Raw genomic sequence first — 16,761 nt, forward strand, 5'->3', positions numbered from 1 at the left:
ACGGTGCCAGCCCAGCCCGCTGTGGGAGGCAGGAGAGGGGCGCCGTGGCCGTGGAGGAGCTCGTGCCCCGACCCGTGCGAGGGAGGGGTCGCCGCGACGTGTGCGGATGCGGACGAGTGGTGGCCCGTACCTACGGCGTGTCCGGTGGTGGGCGGAGCGTGACGAGCGACAGGGCGAGGTGCCCCACGCCCTGTCCGAGGAGGCCGGCCGCCGCCAGTCCGGGTGCGCCTCGTCCGACCCGGCCCCGGGCGAGCGCGGCGACGGGGAGGAGGCACAGGAGCACCACGGCCCATCCGCCCGGGCCGGGCACGCCGCCTCCCCCGGCCGTGTGCGCGACCGTGGCGGTGAGCGCGGATGCCAGCACCACCACAGCCGCGCGCCACTGCGCGATCGGGTCGCGGTACCTGGTCACGGTGTAGAAGCTACTCCCACCCCGTGGGCGCCTCAGGCGCCGGTGGGGTGGACGGTCAGTGGGCGCGGGGGTGGACCTCCATGTCCCAGACGGGGGGGCCGCCCGAGTGGTCGCGACGTCCCGTGACCGAGAAACCGTGCCGTTCGTACAGTCTGACGTTGCGCTCGTCCGAGGTCTCCAGGCGGACGGTGTGGGCGCCTCGTCGTGCCGCCTCGTGGAGACCGAACGCGAGCAGGGCGCTGCCGAGCCGCCTGCCCTGGGCGGTGGGGCGCACCCCGAGGGTCTCGAGCGTCCAGCCGTCGTGCGGCGGCGAGCCGTCGGCCAGGCGTCCGATCCGGTCGCCGTGCAGGGCCACGATCTGTTCGACCGCCGCCTCGTCGGGGTCCGGTGCGTCCGGGGGCAGGAGCGCGATCACCCCGTCGAGGTCCCCGGTGACGGCGACGATCCCGTGGCGGTGGGCGTGGGCGAGATAGAGCTGCTGCAACGTGAGCAGGCGCTCGCCGTACCCCTCCTCGGGGATGACGTGGCGGGTCCAGGGGTAGTGCTCGAACGCCCGGGCCAGGGTGTCCGCGGCCGGGGCGAGATCGTCCGGGCGGGCCAGGCGGGGGTCACTCATCGCTGGCTCCCGCCGGGCTGATCATCGCTGGCTCCCACCGGGCGGATCATCGCCGTGGATTCCTGCCCGGACCCCGTGGGGACGGTGCCCACGGGGCGGAAGCCGAATCGTTCGTACAGCCGGCGGCTGCCCGGGGTGGTGGCCTCGAGGAACACCGGTTCCGGTCCGCCCTGATCGATGAGCGCCAGGCGGTGGCGTAGGAGCGCCGATCCGATCCCCTTCCCGCGGGCCCGGGGTCCGGCGGCGATGTCGTGGAAGTACCAGTGCGGTTCCGGCGGCCTGTGGGCCTCGACCGCACGGGTGTGGGCCCTGCCACGGCGCGCGGTGGGTGAGACCAGTGAGCGCAGTCTCGCGGCGACCCCGCCGGCCCACCTGGACAACCGGCCCGCGCCGTGGTGGGGCGGCTCCCAGAGCAACGCGCCCAGCACCTGGTCTCCCTCCATGGCCACGTCGACCCGGTCCGGGTGCCGACTGACGTGGCGGCGATAGTGCGCTGTCAGGCGTTCGGGCCGGGAGGTCTCGTCCGGGAAGAACTGCGCCCACGCGGGATCGTCGCCGAACGCCTCACCGAGCATCTCCCCGATGGCCGGTGCGTCGGCGCTCTCCGCGATCCTGATCTCCACCATGATGTCCTCCCTCTGATCGCCAGTATTCTACGATGTAGAAATAGGGTCCGTACCAGTTGGCCCGAAAGTGGGGGATCTGATGGTCGAGCGACACTCCGGACGTGGGCCGAGGGGACTGTCCCCCGAGCTGATCGTCGGCGCGGCCGTCGGCCTGCTCGAGGAGGGCGGACAGGAGTCGTTCAGCCTGCGCGGGGTGGCTCGGGCGGCGGGGTGCGACGCGATGTCGGTGACCTATCACTTCGGGTCCAAGCAGGGTCTGACGAGGGCCATGGCGTCATGGCTGGACGCGCGGGTGCGGCCCGCCGCGCCAGGGGAGCCCTGGCGGTCGACCCTGCGCCACCTGGCCGAGCAGTACCGCACCCTGGCCGGGTCGTATCCCCGGACGTTCCCGCTGCTCCAGCGATTCACCCACACCGGGTCGGCCGACTACGCCACCACGGAGGTCGTGCACGCGGCGATGACGGCTGCCGGTATCCCCCGACCGCAGGTGGTGACCGTGACGGTGGGCTGGTTCGCGACGGTGCTCGGGCTGGCCACTGCCGAGGCGCTGGGGATGATGGCTCCCGTGGACGCCGCCACCGCGGCGGAGATCGAGGCGCTTCCCGCCGAGGACTTCCCGCTCACCACCGCGCTCCTGGCGGACTACCGAGGGATCGACCCCGGGGTCGTCTTCGGCACCGCCGTCGATCTGATGCACGACGGGATCGAGCGTCTGGCCGGCGGGGCTCGAGGCGACTAACCCGTGTGCTGCTGCTCGAGTTCGTCGACGGTCTTGTCCGATGTCTCGGAGATGATGTCGAGGATGCGCTGGTAGTGCGCGGAATCCCCACTGACGAGCGACACGTGGTCCTCCCCGTCCGCCAGGACGAGGGCCCCGATCCCACTGCGCTGCTTCACGGCGTCGATGTACCGGATGGAGTTCTCCGGGGAGACCATCGTGTCGGCGGTGCCGTGCACGGCGACCACGGGAATTCGCGGGTCGATGTTCTGGATCGGGTCGACCGAGGTGTAGCGGTCCGGGACCTCGGACGGGCTGCCGCCGAGGGCTGAGACGATGCGGTCGTCGCCGTGGGTGGCGGCGTAGACCATGTCCAGCGGCCCGGCCAGGGAGACGACACGGGTCGGGCGGAACGCCGGGTCGCTGCCCACCTCGTCGTCGTCCAGTGAGTGCCGGGTGCCGGACCACATGGCCAGCTGGGCACCCGCGCTGTGGCCCACGACGAGTTCGTCGTCCGTGGTGAGCTCGGGGTACTGCTCGTCGAGGCGGATCACGTGGTCCAGGGCGTCGGCGACGTCGCTGAACGTCGTCGGCCACCCGCCGCCGGAGCCGACTCGCCGGTACTCGACGTTGTACACGGCCATCCCGCGGTCGACCAGATCCTCGGCGAAGGGGGTCATGACCTCGGCGCCGAGCTGGGACGCCCACGACCCGCCGTGGATGAGGACGACCAGCGGCACCGAATCCTCGGCGTGTCGTCCGGCCGGGAGATAGAGGTCTCCCCAGTTCTGGGCCGGATCCGATTCCCCTCGGGTGGGGTAGCTGACCCGCTCGTAGTGGTGGTCGTCGCGCTCGGCGACGGTCTCCTGATCGGCCGTATCCCCCGGCCCGGAGGCGCCGTCGCCGGACGCGCACCCGCCGGCTATCAGTGCCGCGACCAGCAGGGTCGCGACGCCTGTTGTGGACCGGGTCCGGGTCATCCGCTTCACACGGCCAAGCCTAGAGGTCGTGACGCACCCACCGGGGCGAGGTGACCGATTTCCGTTCCGCCCGGGCGGTTCCGCGCTGTCCCCACGGCTGTCGTCGCACCGGAACCGCCGTAACCGGGCCGTCACAGCGCGTCGACGCGATGCTTACACCGCGGACCTACGGTGATCCGGTTCGCGCACGCCGCGCGACATCCGTCGACACCGCTTCGAGATAGGCCGCGCATGTCCACCGCAGAAACCCACAGTAGTCACCATGACGGAACGCACTCACACCGCGAGAGCGGTGACTACCTGGACAGGCGTCAGTTGAAGAAGGGCACCGCCGGGTGGGTGCTGCTCGCGGGTCTCGGCGTCAGCTACGTGATCTCGGGCGACTACTCGGGTTGGAACTTCGGCCTGGAACAGGGCGGCTTCGGTGGCCTGCTCATCGCGGCCGTGATCATCGCCGGCATGTACCTGGCCATGGTGCTCGGCATGGCCGAGATGTCCTCGGCGCTCCCGGCCGCGGGTGGTGGCTACACCTTCGCGCGGCGCGCATTGGGGCCGTGGGGAGGGTTCGCCACCGGGACCGCCATCCTCATCGAGTACGCCATCGCGCCCGCCGCCATAGCGACGTTCATCGGCGCGTACGTCGAATCCCTGGAGCTCTTCGGCATCACCGACGGGTGGTGGATATACCTCGCGGTGTACGCGGTGTTCATCGGCATCCACCTCGCCGGCGTGGGTGAGGCGCTCAAGGTCATGTTCGTCATCACCGCCATCGCCCTGGTCGGCCTCGTCGTCTTCGCTCTGGCGGCCGCGGGTCAGTTCGAGGCGTCGAACCTCACCAACATCGCTCCCACCGACGCCGCCGGTGCCTCGGACTTCCTTCCGTTCGGATTCATCGGCATCTGGGCCGCCGTGCCGTTCGCGATCTGGTTCTTCCTCGCCATCGAGGGCGTGCCGCTGGCCGCCGAGGAGGCCAAGGATCCGGCCCGCAACGTCCCCCGCGGCATCATCGCGGCGATGGGTGTTCTGCTCGTCACCGCGACCGCCGTCCTGGTCCTGGCCACCGGTGCCGGCGGCGCGGATGCCATCCAGTCCTCGGGAAACCCCCTGGTCGAGGCGCTCGGCGACGGATCGGCCGCGAAGGTGGTCAATTACATCGGGCTCGCCGGGCTCGTCGCCAGTTTCTTCTCCATCATCTACGCCTACTCCCGTCAGTTGTTCGCGCTCTCCCGGGCCGGCTACCTGCCCAGGGCGCTGTCCGTCACCAACTCGCGCAGGGCCCCGACCCTGGCCCTCGTCGTCCCGGGAGTCATCGGGTTCCTGCTCTCGCTCACCGGCCAGGGCGACATGCTGCTCAACATGGCGGTGTTCGGCGCCGCGCTCAGCTATGTCCTGATGATGGTCAGCCACATCGTGTTGCGCCGCAGGGAGCCGGACATGGAGCGTCCGTACCGGACGCCCGGCGGTGTCGTGACCACGGGATTCGCCCTCGTCGTCGCCGCGTTGGCCGTCGTGGCCACGTTCCTCGTCAACAGCACGGCCGCGCTCTGCTGCCTGGTGGTGTTCGGTGCGTTCATGCTGTACTTCGGTATCCACAGTCGCCACCACCTCGTCGCCAACTCCCCGGACGAGGAATTCGCCGCAGTGGCCAGAGCGGAAGCAGAACTCGAATGAGCCCTCATGAGTAAGTACACCCAGCAGGTCTCGGGAACGACCTATCAGTTCGACGGACTCGTGGACCTGATGTCCAAGGCGTCCGCACGGAGATCTGGTGACGAGTTGGCCGGGTGCGCGGCGGCGTCCGACGCCGAACGTGCCGCCGCGCAGTGGGCACTCGCCGAGGTCCCGCTCGAGACCTTCCTCGAGGACCTGCTGGTGCCGTACGAGACCGACGAGGTCACCCGTCTCATCGTCGACTCGCACGATCGCGGTGCGTTCTCGCCGGTGGCCCACCTCACGGTGGGGGGACTGCGCGACTGGCTCCTCGAGGTCGCGGCCTCCCCCGGGGCGGCCGCGGCGCTGGCCTCCGTGGCCGCGGGGCTGACCCCGGAGATGGTGGCGGCGGTGAGCAAGCTGATGCGCAACCAGGACCTGATCGCCGTGGCCCGAGCGGTCCGGGTGACCTCGGCGTTCCGCACCACCGTGGGGCTGCCGGGCACCCTCGCCACGCGCCTGCAGCCCAATCATCCGACCGACGATCCGAGGGGCATCGCCGCGGCCACCCTCGACGGTCTGCTCCTGGGCTCCGGCGACGCGGTGATCGGTGTCAATCCCGCGACGGATTCCCCGCACGCCACCTCTGACCTCCTGTATCTGCTCGACGAGATACGCCAGCGCTTCGAGATCCCCGCGCAGTCCTGCGTCCTGTCACACGTCACCACGACGATGGAACTCATCGAGCAGGGGGCGCCGGTGGATCTGGTCTTCCAGTCCGTCGCCGGCACGGAGGGCGCGAACTCGGGTTTCGGGGTGAACCTCGCGCTGCTGCGCGAGGCCAACGAGGCGGGCCGCTCGCTGCACCGAGGCACCGTGGGCGACAACGTGATGTACCTGGAGACCGGACAGGGCTCGGCGTTGAGCGCCGGCGCGCACCTGGGGACGGGAGGCCGGCCCGTGGACCAGCAGACGCTCGAGGCCAGGGCGTACGCGGTGTGCCGGGATCTCGAGCCGTTGCTGGTCAACACGGTCGTGGGGTTCATCGGGCCCGAGTACCTCTACGACGGTAAACAGATCATCCGCGCAGGGCTCGAGGACCACTTCTGCGCCAAGCTCCTCGGTCTGCCGATGGGTGTGGACGTCTGCTACACCAATCACGCCGAGGCCGATCAGGACGACATGGACAGCCTGCTCACGCTGCTCGGTGCGGCGGGCACCGCGTTCGTCATCGCGGTGCCCGGCGCCGATGACGTGATGCTGGGGTATCAGAGCCTGAGCTTCCACGACGTGTTGTATGTCAGGCAGGTGCTGGGGCTGACCCCGGCCCCCGAGTTCGCGGCCTGGCTCGACCGTCTGGGCATGGTCGACGCCCGGGGACGGATCCTCGACATCGACGCCACCGGATCACCGCTCCGTGCGCTGACGGGGACGCGATGAGCGGGATCGAGCCCTCCTTCTGGGAGGAACTGCGCCGCAGCACCCAGGCGCGTATCGGGCTGGGCCGCACCGGCGACTCGCTCCCCACCCGCCGGGTCCTGGAGTTCCGGTCCGCCCACGCCGCCGCGCGGGACGCCGTCCACATGCCGCTGGACGTCCGGGCCCTGGCCGCGCAGGTGCGGGAGATCGGCATCGGGGAGCCGGCGGTCGTCACCTCGCAGGCCTCCTCGCGTGCGGAATACCTCCGGCGCCCGGATCTGGGACGGGTGCCCCGGGACCTGTCCTCGATCACGACGGGGGAATTCGACGTGGGCCTCGTCCTGGCCGACGGCCTGTCCCCCCGGGCGCTCATGGACCATGGCGCCGGGCTCCTCGCCGCGCTGGTGTCCGAGCTGTCGGAGCAGTACTCGCTCGCCCCGCCCGTGATCGCGACCGAAGCGCGGGTGGCACTGGGCGATCATCTCGCCCGCGCCATGGGCGCACGCACGGTCGTGGTGATGATCGGCGAGCGGCCGGGATTGTCGGTCGCCGACAGTCTGGGCATCTACCTGACCCACCTTCCCGCACCGGGCACCCCCGACTCCGGGCGCAACTGCATCTCCAACATCCACCCGCCGGACGGGTTGGACTACGCCCGATCCGCGCACATCGTCGCGCGGCTCATCTCGGGGGCGCGGGAGCTCGGCGCGTCCGGGGTGGCGCTGAAGGACACCTCCCGCGCGGCCGAGGTGGAGGCCGAGGACACGCTGACGATCGACTAGCGCCCGGCCGCCCCGGCCCGGCCGAGCAGACCCGCGTTGGCGTCGGCGAGCAGCGCGTCGACCGTCTCCCGGGCGCAGGTCTTGTTGGATCCGATGAACCCGCGCGGTCCGCGCTTGATCCACCCGGCCACGTAGGCGCCGGGGACCTCGGACCCGCCGGGGCGGTCGAGGACGCGGCCGCCCCGGTGGGGGATGGTCCCGGTGGCCGGGTCGAACGGCACGCCGGGCACGGGCACCCCGCGGTACCCCACCGAGCGCAGCACCAGCCCCGCGTCCAGCACCTCCTCCGTTCCCGGACGGGGTACCGCGCGCACGTCGCCGTCGCGGGTCGTCAGCTCCGTTGCCGCGATCCGCAGTCCCTGGACCCGGTCCTCACCGAGGACCTCCACGGGGGCGGCCTGGAAACGCAGGACGATCCGCGGGCTGCCCGGGCGGGGCGGACGGGCGGCGACGTCCGCGAGGCAGTCGAGCATGAGAGACCTCTGGCGGTCGCTCGCCGCCCCGGGGTCGATCCCGTCCGGGGCCTGCACGCGGAGATCGATGTCGTCCCGCGAGGCCAGCCCGATCAGTTCGGGGAGCGTGAACGCGGCCTGCGCGGGCCCGCGCCGGCCCAGCACCACGATCTCGCGCACCCGGCTGCCGCGCAGTGCCTCCAGGGCCACGGGGGAGATGTCGGTCCCGGCGAGGGAGTGCGCGGGTGTGGCGAGGATCCGGGCGACGTCCAGGGCGACGTTGCCGTTACCGACGATGACGGCCCGCTCGTGGTCGAGTGGGACGCGCGCGTCGACGTGGTCGGGGTGGGCGTTGTACCAGCTCACCACCTGCGTCGCGGACATGCTCCCGGGGAGTCCGGCCCCCGGGATGTCGAGGGGGCGGTCGGTACTGGCCCCGGTCGCGTACACCACGGCGTCGTGGTGCGCGGCGAGGTCGTCGACGCCGAGGTCCCGGCCGATTTCCACGCCCAGGCGGTAGGTGAACCCGGGCTGGTTCTCGATGAGGGTGAACAGGTCGGTGACCGACCGGGTCCGGGCGTGGTCGGGGGCGACGCCGTGACGGGCGAGTCCGTGGGGGACCGGCAGACGGTCGAACACGGTCACCTCGACGCCCGGCTGCCTGAGTAGTTCGTCCGCGGTGTAGAGAGCGGCCGGACCGGCCCCGACGATCGCGACCCGCAGCGGGTGCCCGGCACGTCCCCGATCGTTCTCCAGACGGCGGATCGGGGGAACCGGCGCCTGGGGCGGATACGGTCGTGAGGGCGTGCTCAGCACGGCGTTGAGGTCGAGGAAGACCTGCTCACCCGTGGTGAGGCGGTCGTCGGGGACGATCGCGCCGACCGGGCAGGCGCCCACGCACGCGCCGCAGTCCACGCAGACGTCCGGGTCGATGTACAGCATCTCCGCGGTGGCGAAGTCCGGTTCGTCCGGGGTCGGGTGGATGCAGTTGACCGGGCAGGCGTGCACGCAGGACGCGTCGGCGCAGCAGGCCTGGGTGACGACGTGGGGCATCAGGCGCCGGTGGCGTACGTGACGGGGGGTTCGCTGCGGTAGCGGGAGGCGCGACCGTCGATCTTCAGCGCCCGCCAGACCCGCCGCGCGAGGGGGTTCATCAGACCGGACTGCTCGGCGAGCATGCGGACGTCGGAGAAGAGGTCCGACAGGAACTCACGGGACTTCGGGCTGTCCCAGTAGAGCTCGTCGATGACCTCGCGGGGGACGCCGAACTCCTCGCGGAACTCTTTGGTCGGCTTGAGGATGGCGTCGCACAGCACCCGCATGATCACGGGGAACGCCAGGGAGATGGCGAAGCTCTGGCCGCGCGACAACCGGGGCGCGTACCGGGCGACGTAGGTGTGGGCGAAGGAGATGTGCCGGGCCTCCTCCGCCACGTGGATCTCCATGATCCGGCTCAGCACGGGCGGGAGCTCGTCCGCGCCACGCAGGATCTGCTTCTGGGTGTGGTCGATGGGCTCCTCGCCTGCGAGGACGCCGATGAAGAAGCCCACGGGGGTGAGGGAGGCGAACCAGGGGATGACCGGCGAGACCCTGCGCAGCCAGCGGGGCAGACCGGGTACGTCGGCGCCGATGATGTTCACGCCCTGCTGGAACATCTGGGTGTGGTGACACTCCTCGGTCGCCTCGTGGGTGAGGTACCGGAACTCGGCCGACCCGTTGTCCAGGGTGGCGATGTACTGCATGATCCCGCGGATCAGGAGATTCTCGAACTGCAGGCCGACCTTCATGATGTTGGCCTGGCGCCACATGCCGATCTCGATCCGCGTCTCCACGGGCAGGGACTGGTACCAGGGGTGGGCGCCCAGCGGGTCGACGGCCGCGGGCAGGATCCAACGCTCGTCGGTGCGGTCCACCTGGAAGTCGGGATGGTCCCAGGGGACGTCGACGAACGCGTCGAAGTGGCGTCGCACCGATGCCTCGGACAGGCGGAGGAGGGTGGCGTCGTACTCCTGGCGAGAACTGGTCGGGGTCGGGGCCGGCGGCTCGGTCTGGATCGAGGGGGCGGCGGTGGGGGTGGGTGCGGGCATGGCGATCCCTTTCGTCTTCCGGCCGCTCGGGCCGGAGAGAGCCTCGGCGTACAGAGAAGGAAGTACAGAGTGACACTTGAGGTCTCTTTGTAACTGAGGCTAGACAGCACTGCCCCTCGTGTCAACGCCCGATCGCCTAGGACCCGTCGGAGGCGCCCCTCTGCCCGCGGAGTTGTGGACCCAGGTGCCTGCGGGCGAAGTCGCGTGCTACGTCGGGGTCGTCCAGATCGATCGTGGTGGACGGGGTGAGTACGAACGAGATCACCAGACGGACGGCCACCTCGGCCGCCACCAGCAGTTCCTCGTGGGACCGTGAGTCGTCGAGACTGGAGGCCATCTCCGAGGCGAGGAACTCGGCACTGTTACTGACCAGGGGCTCGCCCCGCACCGTCAGGTAGGGGACGGCGACCTCGGGCTCGCTCTCGAGGAGTCGGTTGAGCAGACCGTGGGCGCGCAGGGTCTCGACCGTGTAGAGGAACCCCTCGGTCAGCTTGGACTCCACGTCGTCGTAGCGGTCGATCTCCTGCTTCAGCCCGGCCAGAATGCGGCCGGACTCGCGCAGCAGGACCGCGTTGATCAGTTCCTGCTTGTTGGCGAACCGGCGGTAGAGGGTCATCCGGGACAGGCCCGACCGCTGCGTGATGTCCCCCATCGTGGACCGGGTCACGCCGAAGGTCTCGAACTGACGCACGGCCGCGTCGAGGAGCTTCTCACCGATGTCGTCCGTCGTGCTGCTCGGCCCGTGGCGGTCCAGTGCTGCGCGGATGAAGGTCGCGGCGGTGAACGGAAGATTCGGGGGCATCGCTCGATTGTCCCCCACACCCCGCGCTCGCGCGGAGGTGTGGCGTGACCGGTGGGGTCGGACCCGGATCGTGACGTCAGTCGCGGAGCGCACGGCGGATGGCGTCGTCGATACCCGTCCGCTCCCACCCGGCGGGAAGCAGGTCCGGGGTCCGGTCGGTGGTCACCATGTCGTGCCGGAGGCTCTCGACCAGCGCGCCGACGGTGGCGGGGTCCGAGTCGACGACGGGGGACAGCCCCGCGGCGACCAGATCCCACGGCACCCCGAACACCGGGACGCGGAGGGTAGGCAGGCCCGCGACCCGCGAGAACCTGCGCAGCAGCGCGGGGTAGGTGAGGGCCTCGCCGCAGCCGAGGTCCCCGTGTCCGGAGCGGGGAGAGCCCTCAAGCGCGTGGCACAGGGCCTCGAGGACGTCGCGCTCGGCGACCGGCTCTACCCGGCTGCCGCGCATCCAGCTGGGCACGGGTTGGACCGGCAACCGATCGCACAGGGTGCGCAGCAGCTCGAAGCTCACCGAGCCGGCACCGAGGACGATGCCGGCCCGGAGAGTGAAGACCGGCGTGGGTCCGGCCGAGAGCAGCTGTTCGACCTCGAGCCGGGAGGACATGTGTCGGGACAGCGTCTCACCCGGACCGGCTGACGGTGCGAGTCCGGAGACGTAGACGCAGCGACCGACTCCGGCCGCGGCCATCGCCTCGCGCATCGCGGTGGCGCCCGCCGCGTCCTCGGACCGGAAACCCGGCCCGTGCCCCATACGGTGGACCAGGTAGACGACCGAGTCCACGCCGTCCAGGGCGGCGGGCAGGCAGTCCGGGTCGAGGACGTCGCAGTGGACCGTCTCCGCGCGGCCGCCCCGGTCGTGGGACCCACGCTCGTGTGACGCCCGCTCGCGGGACCCCGCCCGCCGGGGATCGGTGACGCCGGCCCGGACGCGGTGCCCCCGGGCCAGCAGCTCGGGCACGAGGCGTGTTCCCAGGTACCCACCCGATCCCACGACCAGGACGGTCACCCCGCGTCGAGATCCTGCTCGATGAGGGCGGCGATCTCGGCCACCGCCGCCGAGTCGTCCCCGCTCACCGTGACCTCGGCCCCCTTCTCGGCTCCGAGCGCCATGATGAGCATCGCCGAGGCGGCGTCGGCCTCCTCGCCGTCGAACGCGATCTCGATGTCCGTGTCGTACTTCTCGGCGGCCTCGGCGATGATCCCCGCGGGGCGGGCGTGCAGCCCCTCGGCGGATCCCACGATGACGGTGGTGGTGGGCATGGTGTCTCCTCGTGACGGGTGGAGTGGCGGGCCGGCGGACCGACCCGCCGGAGTGCGGTCGGGTGGGGATCAGGCGGCGACGGCGACGGGTGCCGGTGCCGCGACGGGAGCGGGATCACGGCGGGCGCTCTTGGCCAGGACCACGGCTGTGGTCGAGACCAGCATGCCCGCGAGGATGGCCACCAGGTAGCCCCAGACCGGGTTGATGGCGAACACCACGAACAGACCGCCGTGCGGCGCGTAGGACTCCACCGAGAATGCCATGATCAGCGCTCCGGTGACCGCGCCACCGGCCATCATCGACGGGATCACGCGGATGGGGTCGGCGGCGGCGAACGGGATCGCCCCCTCGGTGATGAAGCTGGCACCGAGCAGGAACGCGGCCCGGCCGTTCTCCTGCTCGACCTCGGTGAACAGGCGCTTGCGGACGACCGTCGCCAGGCCCATGGCCAGGGGTGGCACCATGCCGGCGGCCATGACCGCGGCCATGATGCGCAGCGAGGCCGGGTTGTCGGCGACCAGTCCGGCGGTGGCGAAGGTGTAGGCGGCCTTGTTGACCGGACCGCCGAGGTCGAAGCACATCATGAGGCCCAGGATGACGCCGAGCAGGATCACCGAGGTTCCGCTCATCCCGCCCAGCCACGACTCCATGGCGGAGGTCAGCGAGGCCAGCGGGCGGCCGAGCAGCAGGAACATCAGCAGGCCGATCGCGAGCGATCCGAGCAGCGGGATCAGCACCACCGGCATGAGGCCGGACAGCCAGCGCGGGGTCTTCCAGGTGGTCATCCACCGCACCAGGTAGCCGGCGAGGATGCCCGTGACGAGCGCACCGATGAACCCGGCGCCGAGGGTGGCCGAGAGCGCGCCGCCCACGAAGCCCGGCGCGATGCCCGGGCGGTCGGCCAGCCCGTAGGCGATGTACCCGGACAGGACCGCGATCATGAAGCCCATCGCGGCCTGCCCGATCGCGAACAGTACGGCGCCGATGTACAACCTCAGGCCGGCGTGGGTGAGCATCTCGGCTCCGGCGGTCCCGGCGGACACGATCTCACCGTCGAGATACCAGACCTGACCGGGCAGGTCGGTCAACGTGAACCCGGTGGCCACCTCCTGCCAGACGAACGCCACGTCGTATCCGGCGAACAGGAACCCCAGCGCCAGCAAAAGGCCACCTGCAGCGACGAACGGGATCATGTATGACACACCGGTCATCACCGCGCGCTGCAGGCCGCGGGCCCAGTGTTCGTCCGACCCGGACCCGCCGGAACTCGAGTCCCCACCCGATCCGGACGAGGCGGGGACGCGTTTGGCGTCGGGGTCGCCCGCCGCGGCCAACGCCTCGTCGAGCACCCGCGCGGGGGAGTCGATCGCCTTCTTGACGCCGTACTCGACCACGGGCTTGCCCGCGAACCGGCCGCGGTCGCGCACGCCGACGTCGGTGGCGAAGATGACGGCGTCGGCGGCCTCGATCACGGCGGGGTCCAGCGGGGTGGACCCGGCCGAGCCCTGCGTCTCCACCTGAATCTGCACGCCCCGCCTGGCAGCCTCCTGGTCCAGGGAGTCGGCGGCCATGTAGGTGTGGGCGATGCCGGTCGGGCACGCGGTCACCGCGACCAGGCGGAGGGGTTGTCCGCCGCCCGTGCCGCTCGCCGTGGTGGACCCGGCGGTGGTGGCGGTGGCGGACGTGGCCGCTGCGGTCGTCGCGGTTGAGGCGGCGGAGGTGGAACCCGAGGGCGACGACGACGAGGCGTCCGCCGCGGGGGTGAGCACCCCCTGGATCACCGAGACCGCGTCCTCGGGGGTGGCCGCCGCGCGGAGCGCGTCCACGAACTCCGCGCGCACCAGGTTGCGCGCGAGGGTGGCGAGGATCTTCAGGTGCTCCTTGCCGCCGCCGGCCGGGGCCCCGATCATCAGTACCAGGTCGGCCGGGCCGTCCTTGGCTCCGAAGTCGACCGGCGGGTCGAGGCGGGCGAAGCCCAGGCTGGGCTCGGCCACGGCCTGGGACTTGCAGTGCGGGATGGCGATCCCGCCCTTCATCCCGGTGGCCGCCTTGCCCTCGCGGGCCATCAGGTCGGACACCAGCGCGTCGAGGTCGTTCGCGCGGCCCGCGTCGACGAGCGCCCCGGCCAGCGCCCGGATCACCTCGTCCTTGCTGCTGCCGAGATCGGCGTCGAGCCGCACCGTGGCGGTCTCGATGATCGGGTGGCTCATGGCCTTCCTCCGTGTTTTCTCATGGGTCTTCTGCTCGGGGTTCGTCGATGGGCTCGTCGATGGGTCGAAGGTGCGGTCGGGTCAGTCGAGTCGGCGGACGGTCGCCCGGAACGTGTCCGGGTCCAATCCGAGGGGGAGGCCGGTGCCGGCGAGGGAGGCGGCCACGCTGCCGTGGGACACGGCCCATGCGAGCCGCTCCGCCGGAGGGAGCCCGCGGGCGTCGGCCAGGAGGTATCCGGCGAGCGCGGAGTCGCCGGCCCCGACCGTGGATCGGACGCGGACGGGCGGGGTGGTCGCGAACCACGCCTCGCCGTCGGCGTCGTCGTCATCGCCGCCGCCGACCAGGACCGCTCCCGCACCGCCCAGGGTGACCAACACGGTCCCTACGCCCGAGGCACGCAGCGTCCGGGCGGTCTCCACGACCGGTGCCAGGTCCCCGTCCGCGGCGCGGCGTTCCAGTTCCACGCCGTCGACCCCGGCGAGCTGGCCCAACTCCTCGCCGTTGGGTTTGACGAGGTCAGGGGCGGCGGAGGGGAACCGGGCGGCGAGGGCGGCGAGCGGCGCGTCGGAGGTGTCGACGGCGAGGCGTGCCCCCGTTCCGCGTAGTTCGGCGACCAGGTCGGCGTAGAAACCCGCGGACACGCCGCCCGGCAGTGATCCGCTCAGAACCACCCAGGTGGCCTTCGCTGCGAGCGCGGCCACGTCCGACCGGACCCGGTCGAGCATCTCCGGGGTGGCGACGGGGCCCGGTGCGTTGATCTTGGTGGTGGTCCCGTCCGGGTCGGCGAGGGTGAGGTTCACCCGGACCGGGCCTTCGGCGGGTACCACGGCCGCGGGCACGCCCGCCGCAGCGCACATGGCGACGAACGGGTCGTGGGCAGGAGCGGGGAAGACCGCTGTGGCCTCGGTCCCGCCCGCGGCCAACACCCGGGCCACGTTGATCCCCTTACCTCCGGGGGAGTCGTGGGAGTCGGCGATGCGGTTGACCGCGCCGAGGGTCAGCGCGGTGGCGAGTACCGCCGAGCGGTCCACCGAAGGGTTCATGGTGAGGGTGACGATCATGGCAGGAGAACCTCGATCCCGCGGTCGTGGAGGGCGCCGGCCAGCGCGCCGGTGGGCGGGGAGTCCGTCACCAGGACGTCGATCCGGTCCAGGTCGGCGAAGGAGATGAGGAACTCGTGGCCGAACTTGCTCGAGTCCGCGAGCACCGCCACCCGGCGGGCCGCGTCGCACATGGCGCTCTTGACGGCCGCCTCGTCGGGATCCTGCGTGGTGAGCCCCCGCTCGACGGTGAGCCCGTTGGTGCCGAGGAAGGCGATGTCCACCCGGATGGCGTCCAGGGCCCGCAGGACCGTCGCGCCCACGCACGCCCCGGTGAGGCCGCGGACGGCGCCGCCGAGCAGGTGGAGCGGGGCGGCGCCGGAGCGGTGGAGCGCGTCCGCGACGGGCACCGAGTTGGTGATGAGCGACAGTCCGTGGCCCTCGGCGAGCGGCTCCGCCAGGGATTCGGCCAGGCAGGCGGTCGTGGACCCGGCGTCCAGCAGCACGCTGCCGCCCGGGGCCGGCAGCAGCGCGAGAGCGGCGCGGGCGATCGCGGACTTGGCGGTCACGTTCTCGGTGCGGCGGGCGGCCAGCGTCTGCTCGACCCGCCCTCCCGGCACGGCGGGGACGGCGCCACCATGGGTGCGCTCGAGCAGCCCCTCGGTCTCGAGCAGGGACAGGTCCCGACGGATGGTCTCGGCGCTGACGTCCAGGCCGGAGGCGAGGTCGGCCACGGTGACACGGCCGGACGCCTGCAGTACCTCCGCGATGTGTCGTCGCCGTTCGCTGCCGTACATCGGGGGCCCGACCTTTCGCTTGATGACCGAATATGTTGGATTCTGCCCGATACGGTTGGAAAGTCAAGCGAAATTAGTTATTCTCGTCACAATCCACACAGCACCACCGGGCGACGAGCCCGATCCGTTAAGGAGCACCCATGTCGCTGGACACGCAGACCGGGCCGACCATCCGAGGAACCGGCGTGGTGGCCGGCCTCGCCTACGGGGTCGCTCGGTGGGTGGGGCGAGCCGAGCAGGCCGCCGCGGTGAAGCCCGACGGCGCCGCTCCCGGGGGTCCTCCGGGGGAGGAGCAGCTCGAGGCGGACCGGGAGCGCTTCGTCACCGCCGCCACCACGGTGGCGGGGCGGCTGGACCAGCGCGCCGCGCTGGCCACCGGGGTCAGCGCCGAGGTGCTGGCCGCGAACGCCGTGCTCGCGCGGGACCGCGGGTGGGCCAAAGCCGTGGTCAAAGAACTGAAGAAGGGCCTCGGCGTCGAGGCGGCCACGATGGCGGCCACGGAGACGTTCGTCGCCATGTTCACCAAGGTCGGCGGCCGTCAGGCCGAGCGCGTCACCGATCTGCGCGACATCTGCGCCCGCGTGGTGGCCGAGCTCCGCGGGTTGCCCGAGCCGGGGATCCCCGAGTTCGACGAGCCGGGCGTCCTGTTGGCGGACGACCTCGCCCCAGCCGACACCGCCGGCCTCGACCCGGCCGTGGTCCTGGGGATCGTGATCGAGCACGGAGGACCCACCTCCCACACCGCGATCATCGCGCGCCAGCTCGGCATCCCCTGCGTGGTCGCGGCGGCCGGTCTCACGGAGGTGGCAGACGGGTCCCGGGTCCTCGTCGACGGTGGCGCCGGGACGGTGACCGTCGACCCCGACGAGGCCGCGGCGCAGGACGCCGCCGCGGCGGACCGGCGG

The 16,761-nt window shown here is 71.6% G+C and carries 17 protein-coding genes; 5 read left to right on the forward strand and 12 right to left on the reverse strand.

The genetic code is table 11. From position 1 onward, the window contains the following. Positions 1-130: 130 nt before the first annotated feature. The 3 genes from H483_RS36235 to H483_RS36245 are packed head-to-tail and all read right to left on the reverse strand — an operon-like array spanning position 131 to position 1,654. Positions 131-412 carry a hypothetical protein gene (locus H483_RS36235; RefSeq protein ID WP_017838293.1) on the reverse strand — a complete coding sequence of 94 codons (282 nt, stop codon included), beginning with the start codon at positions 410-412 and terminating at the stop codon, positions 131-133. 55 nt (positions 413-467) lie between these two features. Then, positions 468-1,028 (reverse strand): GNAT family N-acetyltransferase, encoded by a 561-nt coding sequence (locus H483_RS36240; protein WP_017838294.1) that lies wholly within the window; start codon positions 1,026-1,028, stop codon positions 468-470. Continuing rightward, positions 1,025-1,654 (reverse strand): GNAT family N-acetyltransferase, encoded by a 630-nt coding sequence (locus H483_RS36245; RefSeq protein ID WP_017838295.1) that lies wholly within the window; start codon positions 1,652-1,654, stop codon positions 1,025-1,027. Before H483_RS36245 ends, H483_RS36240 begins: the two co-directional genes overlap by 4 nt. Before the next feature lie 79 nt (positions 1,655-1,733). Here H483_RS36245 and H483_RS36250 point away from each other — a divergent pair, with 79 nt between their 5' ends. Then, on the forward strand, positions 1,734-2,393 hold the full coding sequence (locus H483_RS36250) for a TetR/AcrR family transcriptional regulator (protein ID WP_031265238.1): 660 nt from the start codon (positions 1,734-1,736) through the stop codon (positions 2,391-2,393). Here the strand turns inward: H483_RS36250 and H483_RS36255 are convergent. Next, positions 2,390-3,352 carry a S9 family peptidase gene (locus H483_RS36255; RefSeq protein ID WP_017838297.1) on the reverse strand — a complete coding sequence of 321 codons (963 nt, stop codon included), beginning with the start codon at positions 3,350-3,352 and terminating at the stop codon, positions 2,390-2,392. The two genes, H483_RS36250 and H483_RS36255, sit on opposite strands and share 4 nt — an antisense overlap. Before the next feature lie 231 nt (positions 3,353-3,583). On the opposite strand from H483_RS36255, the gene eat reads away from it, so the two are divergent. Genes eat through eutC form a run of 3 tightly spaced genes read left to right on the forward strand, consistent with a single transcriptional unit; the run spans position 3,584 to position 7,203 of the window. Further along, positions 3,584-5,023, forward strand: a complete 1,440-nt coding sequence (eat, locus tag H483_RS36260; RefSeq protein WP_031265240.1) for an ethanolamine permease — start codon at positions 3,584-3,586, stop codon at positions 5,021-5,023. A gap of 6 nt (positions 5,024-5,029) precedes the next feature. Beyond that, complete coding sequence (locus H483_RS36265) at positions 5,030-6,442, forward strand: ethanolamine ammonia-lyase subunit EutB (RefSeq protein ID WP_017838299.1); 1,413 nt, start codon at positions 5,030-5,032, stop codon at positions 6,440-6,442. After that, positions 6,439-7,203 carry an ethanolamine ammonia-lyase subunit EutC gene (gene eutC, locus H483_RS36270; protein WP_017838300.1) on the forward strand — a complete coding sequence of 255 codons (765 nt, stop codon included), beginning with the start codon at positions 6,439-6,441 and terminating at the stop codon, positions 7,201-7,203. Before H483_RS36265 ends, eutC begins: the two co-directional genes overlap by 4 nt. Here the strand turns inward: eutC and H483_RS36275 are convergent. The 8 genes from H483_RS36275 to H483_RS36310 all read right to left on the reverse strand — a co-directional run bounded on the left by H483_RS36275 (position 7,200) and on the right by H483_RS36310 (position 15,856). Next, positions 7,200-8,708, reverse strand: a complete 1,509-nt coding sequence (locus H483_RS36275) for an FAD-dependent oxidoreductase (RefSeq protein ID WP_017838301.1) — start codon at positions 8,706-8,708, stop codon at positions 7,200-7,202. The two genes, eutC and H483_RS36275, sit on opposite strands and share 4 nt — an antisense overlap. Next, entirely contained in the window at positions 8,708-9,742 is a 1,035-nt protein-coding gene (locus H483_RS36280; RefSeq protein WP_017838302.1) for a diiron oxygenase, read from the reverse strand. Before H483_RS36280 ends, H483_RS36275 begins: the two co-directional genes overlap by 1 nt. A gap of 136 nt (positions 9,743-9,878) precedes the next feature. Then, positions 9,879-10,544 (reverse strand): TetR/AcrR family transcriptional regulator, encoded by a 666-nt coding sequence (locus tag H483_RS36285; protein WP_042330255.1) that lies wholly within the window; start codon positions 10,542-10,544, stop codon positions 9,879-9,881. Positions 10,545-10,620: 76 nt separating this feature from the next. Continuing rightward, complete coding sequence (locus H483_RS36290) at positions 10,621-11,553, reverse strand: NAD(P)H-binding protein (protein WP_017838304.1); 933 nt, start codon at positions 11,551-11,553, stop codon at positions 10,621-10,623. Continuing rightward, on the reverse strand, positions 11,550-11,807 hold the full coding sequence (locus H483_RS36295; protein ID WP_017838305.1) for an HPr family phosphocarrier protein: 258 nt from the start codon (positions 11,805-11,807) through the stop codon (positions 11,550-11,552). Before H483_RS36295 ends, H483_RS36290 begins: the two co-directional genes overlap by 4 nt. Before the next feature lie 69 nt (positions 11,808-11,876). After that, the gene (locus H483_RS36300; RefSeq protein ID WP_017838306.1) at positions 11,877-14,018 is read right to left on the reverse strand and encodes a fructose-specific PTS transporter subunit EIIC; all 2,142 of its coding nucleotides are present in this window, start codon (positions 14,016-14,018) and stop codon (positions 11,877-11,879) included. A gap of 81 nt (positions 14,019-14,099) precedes the next feature. Beyond that, the gene (locus H483_RS36305; protein ID WP_017838307.1) at positions 14,100-15,080 is read right to left on the reverse strand and encodes a 1-phosphofructokinase family hexose kinase; all 981 of its coding nucleotides are present in this window, start codon (positions 15,078-15,080) and stop codon (positions 14,100-14,102) included. Continuing rightward, the gene (locus H483_RS36310; RefSeq protein ID WP_017838308.1) at positions 15,077-15,856 is read right to left on the reverse strand and encodes a DeoR/GlpR family DNA-binding transcription regulator; all 780 of its coding nucleotides are present in this window, start codon (positions 15,854-15,856) and stop codon (positions 15,077-15,079) included. The genes H483_RS36305 and H483_RS36310 overlap by 4 nt, the downstream gene beginning before the upstream one ends. Before the next feature lie 140 nt (positions 15,857-15,996). Between H483_RS36310 and H483_RS38915 the strand changes: the two genes are divergently transcribed. Beyond that, the coding region (locus tag H483_RS38915) for a PEP-utilizing enzyme (protein ID WP_017838309.1) at positions 15,997-16,761 on the forward strand (765 nt) is incomplete at its 3' end.

This window comes from Dietzia sp. UCD-THP, from assembly GCF_000349585.1.
Classification (GTDB): domain Bacteria; phylum Actinomycetota; class Actinomycetes; order Mycobacteriales; family Mycobacteriaceae; genus Dietzia; species Dietzia natronolimnaea_A.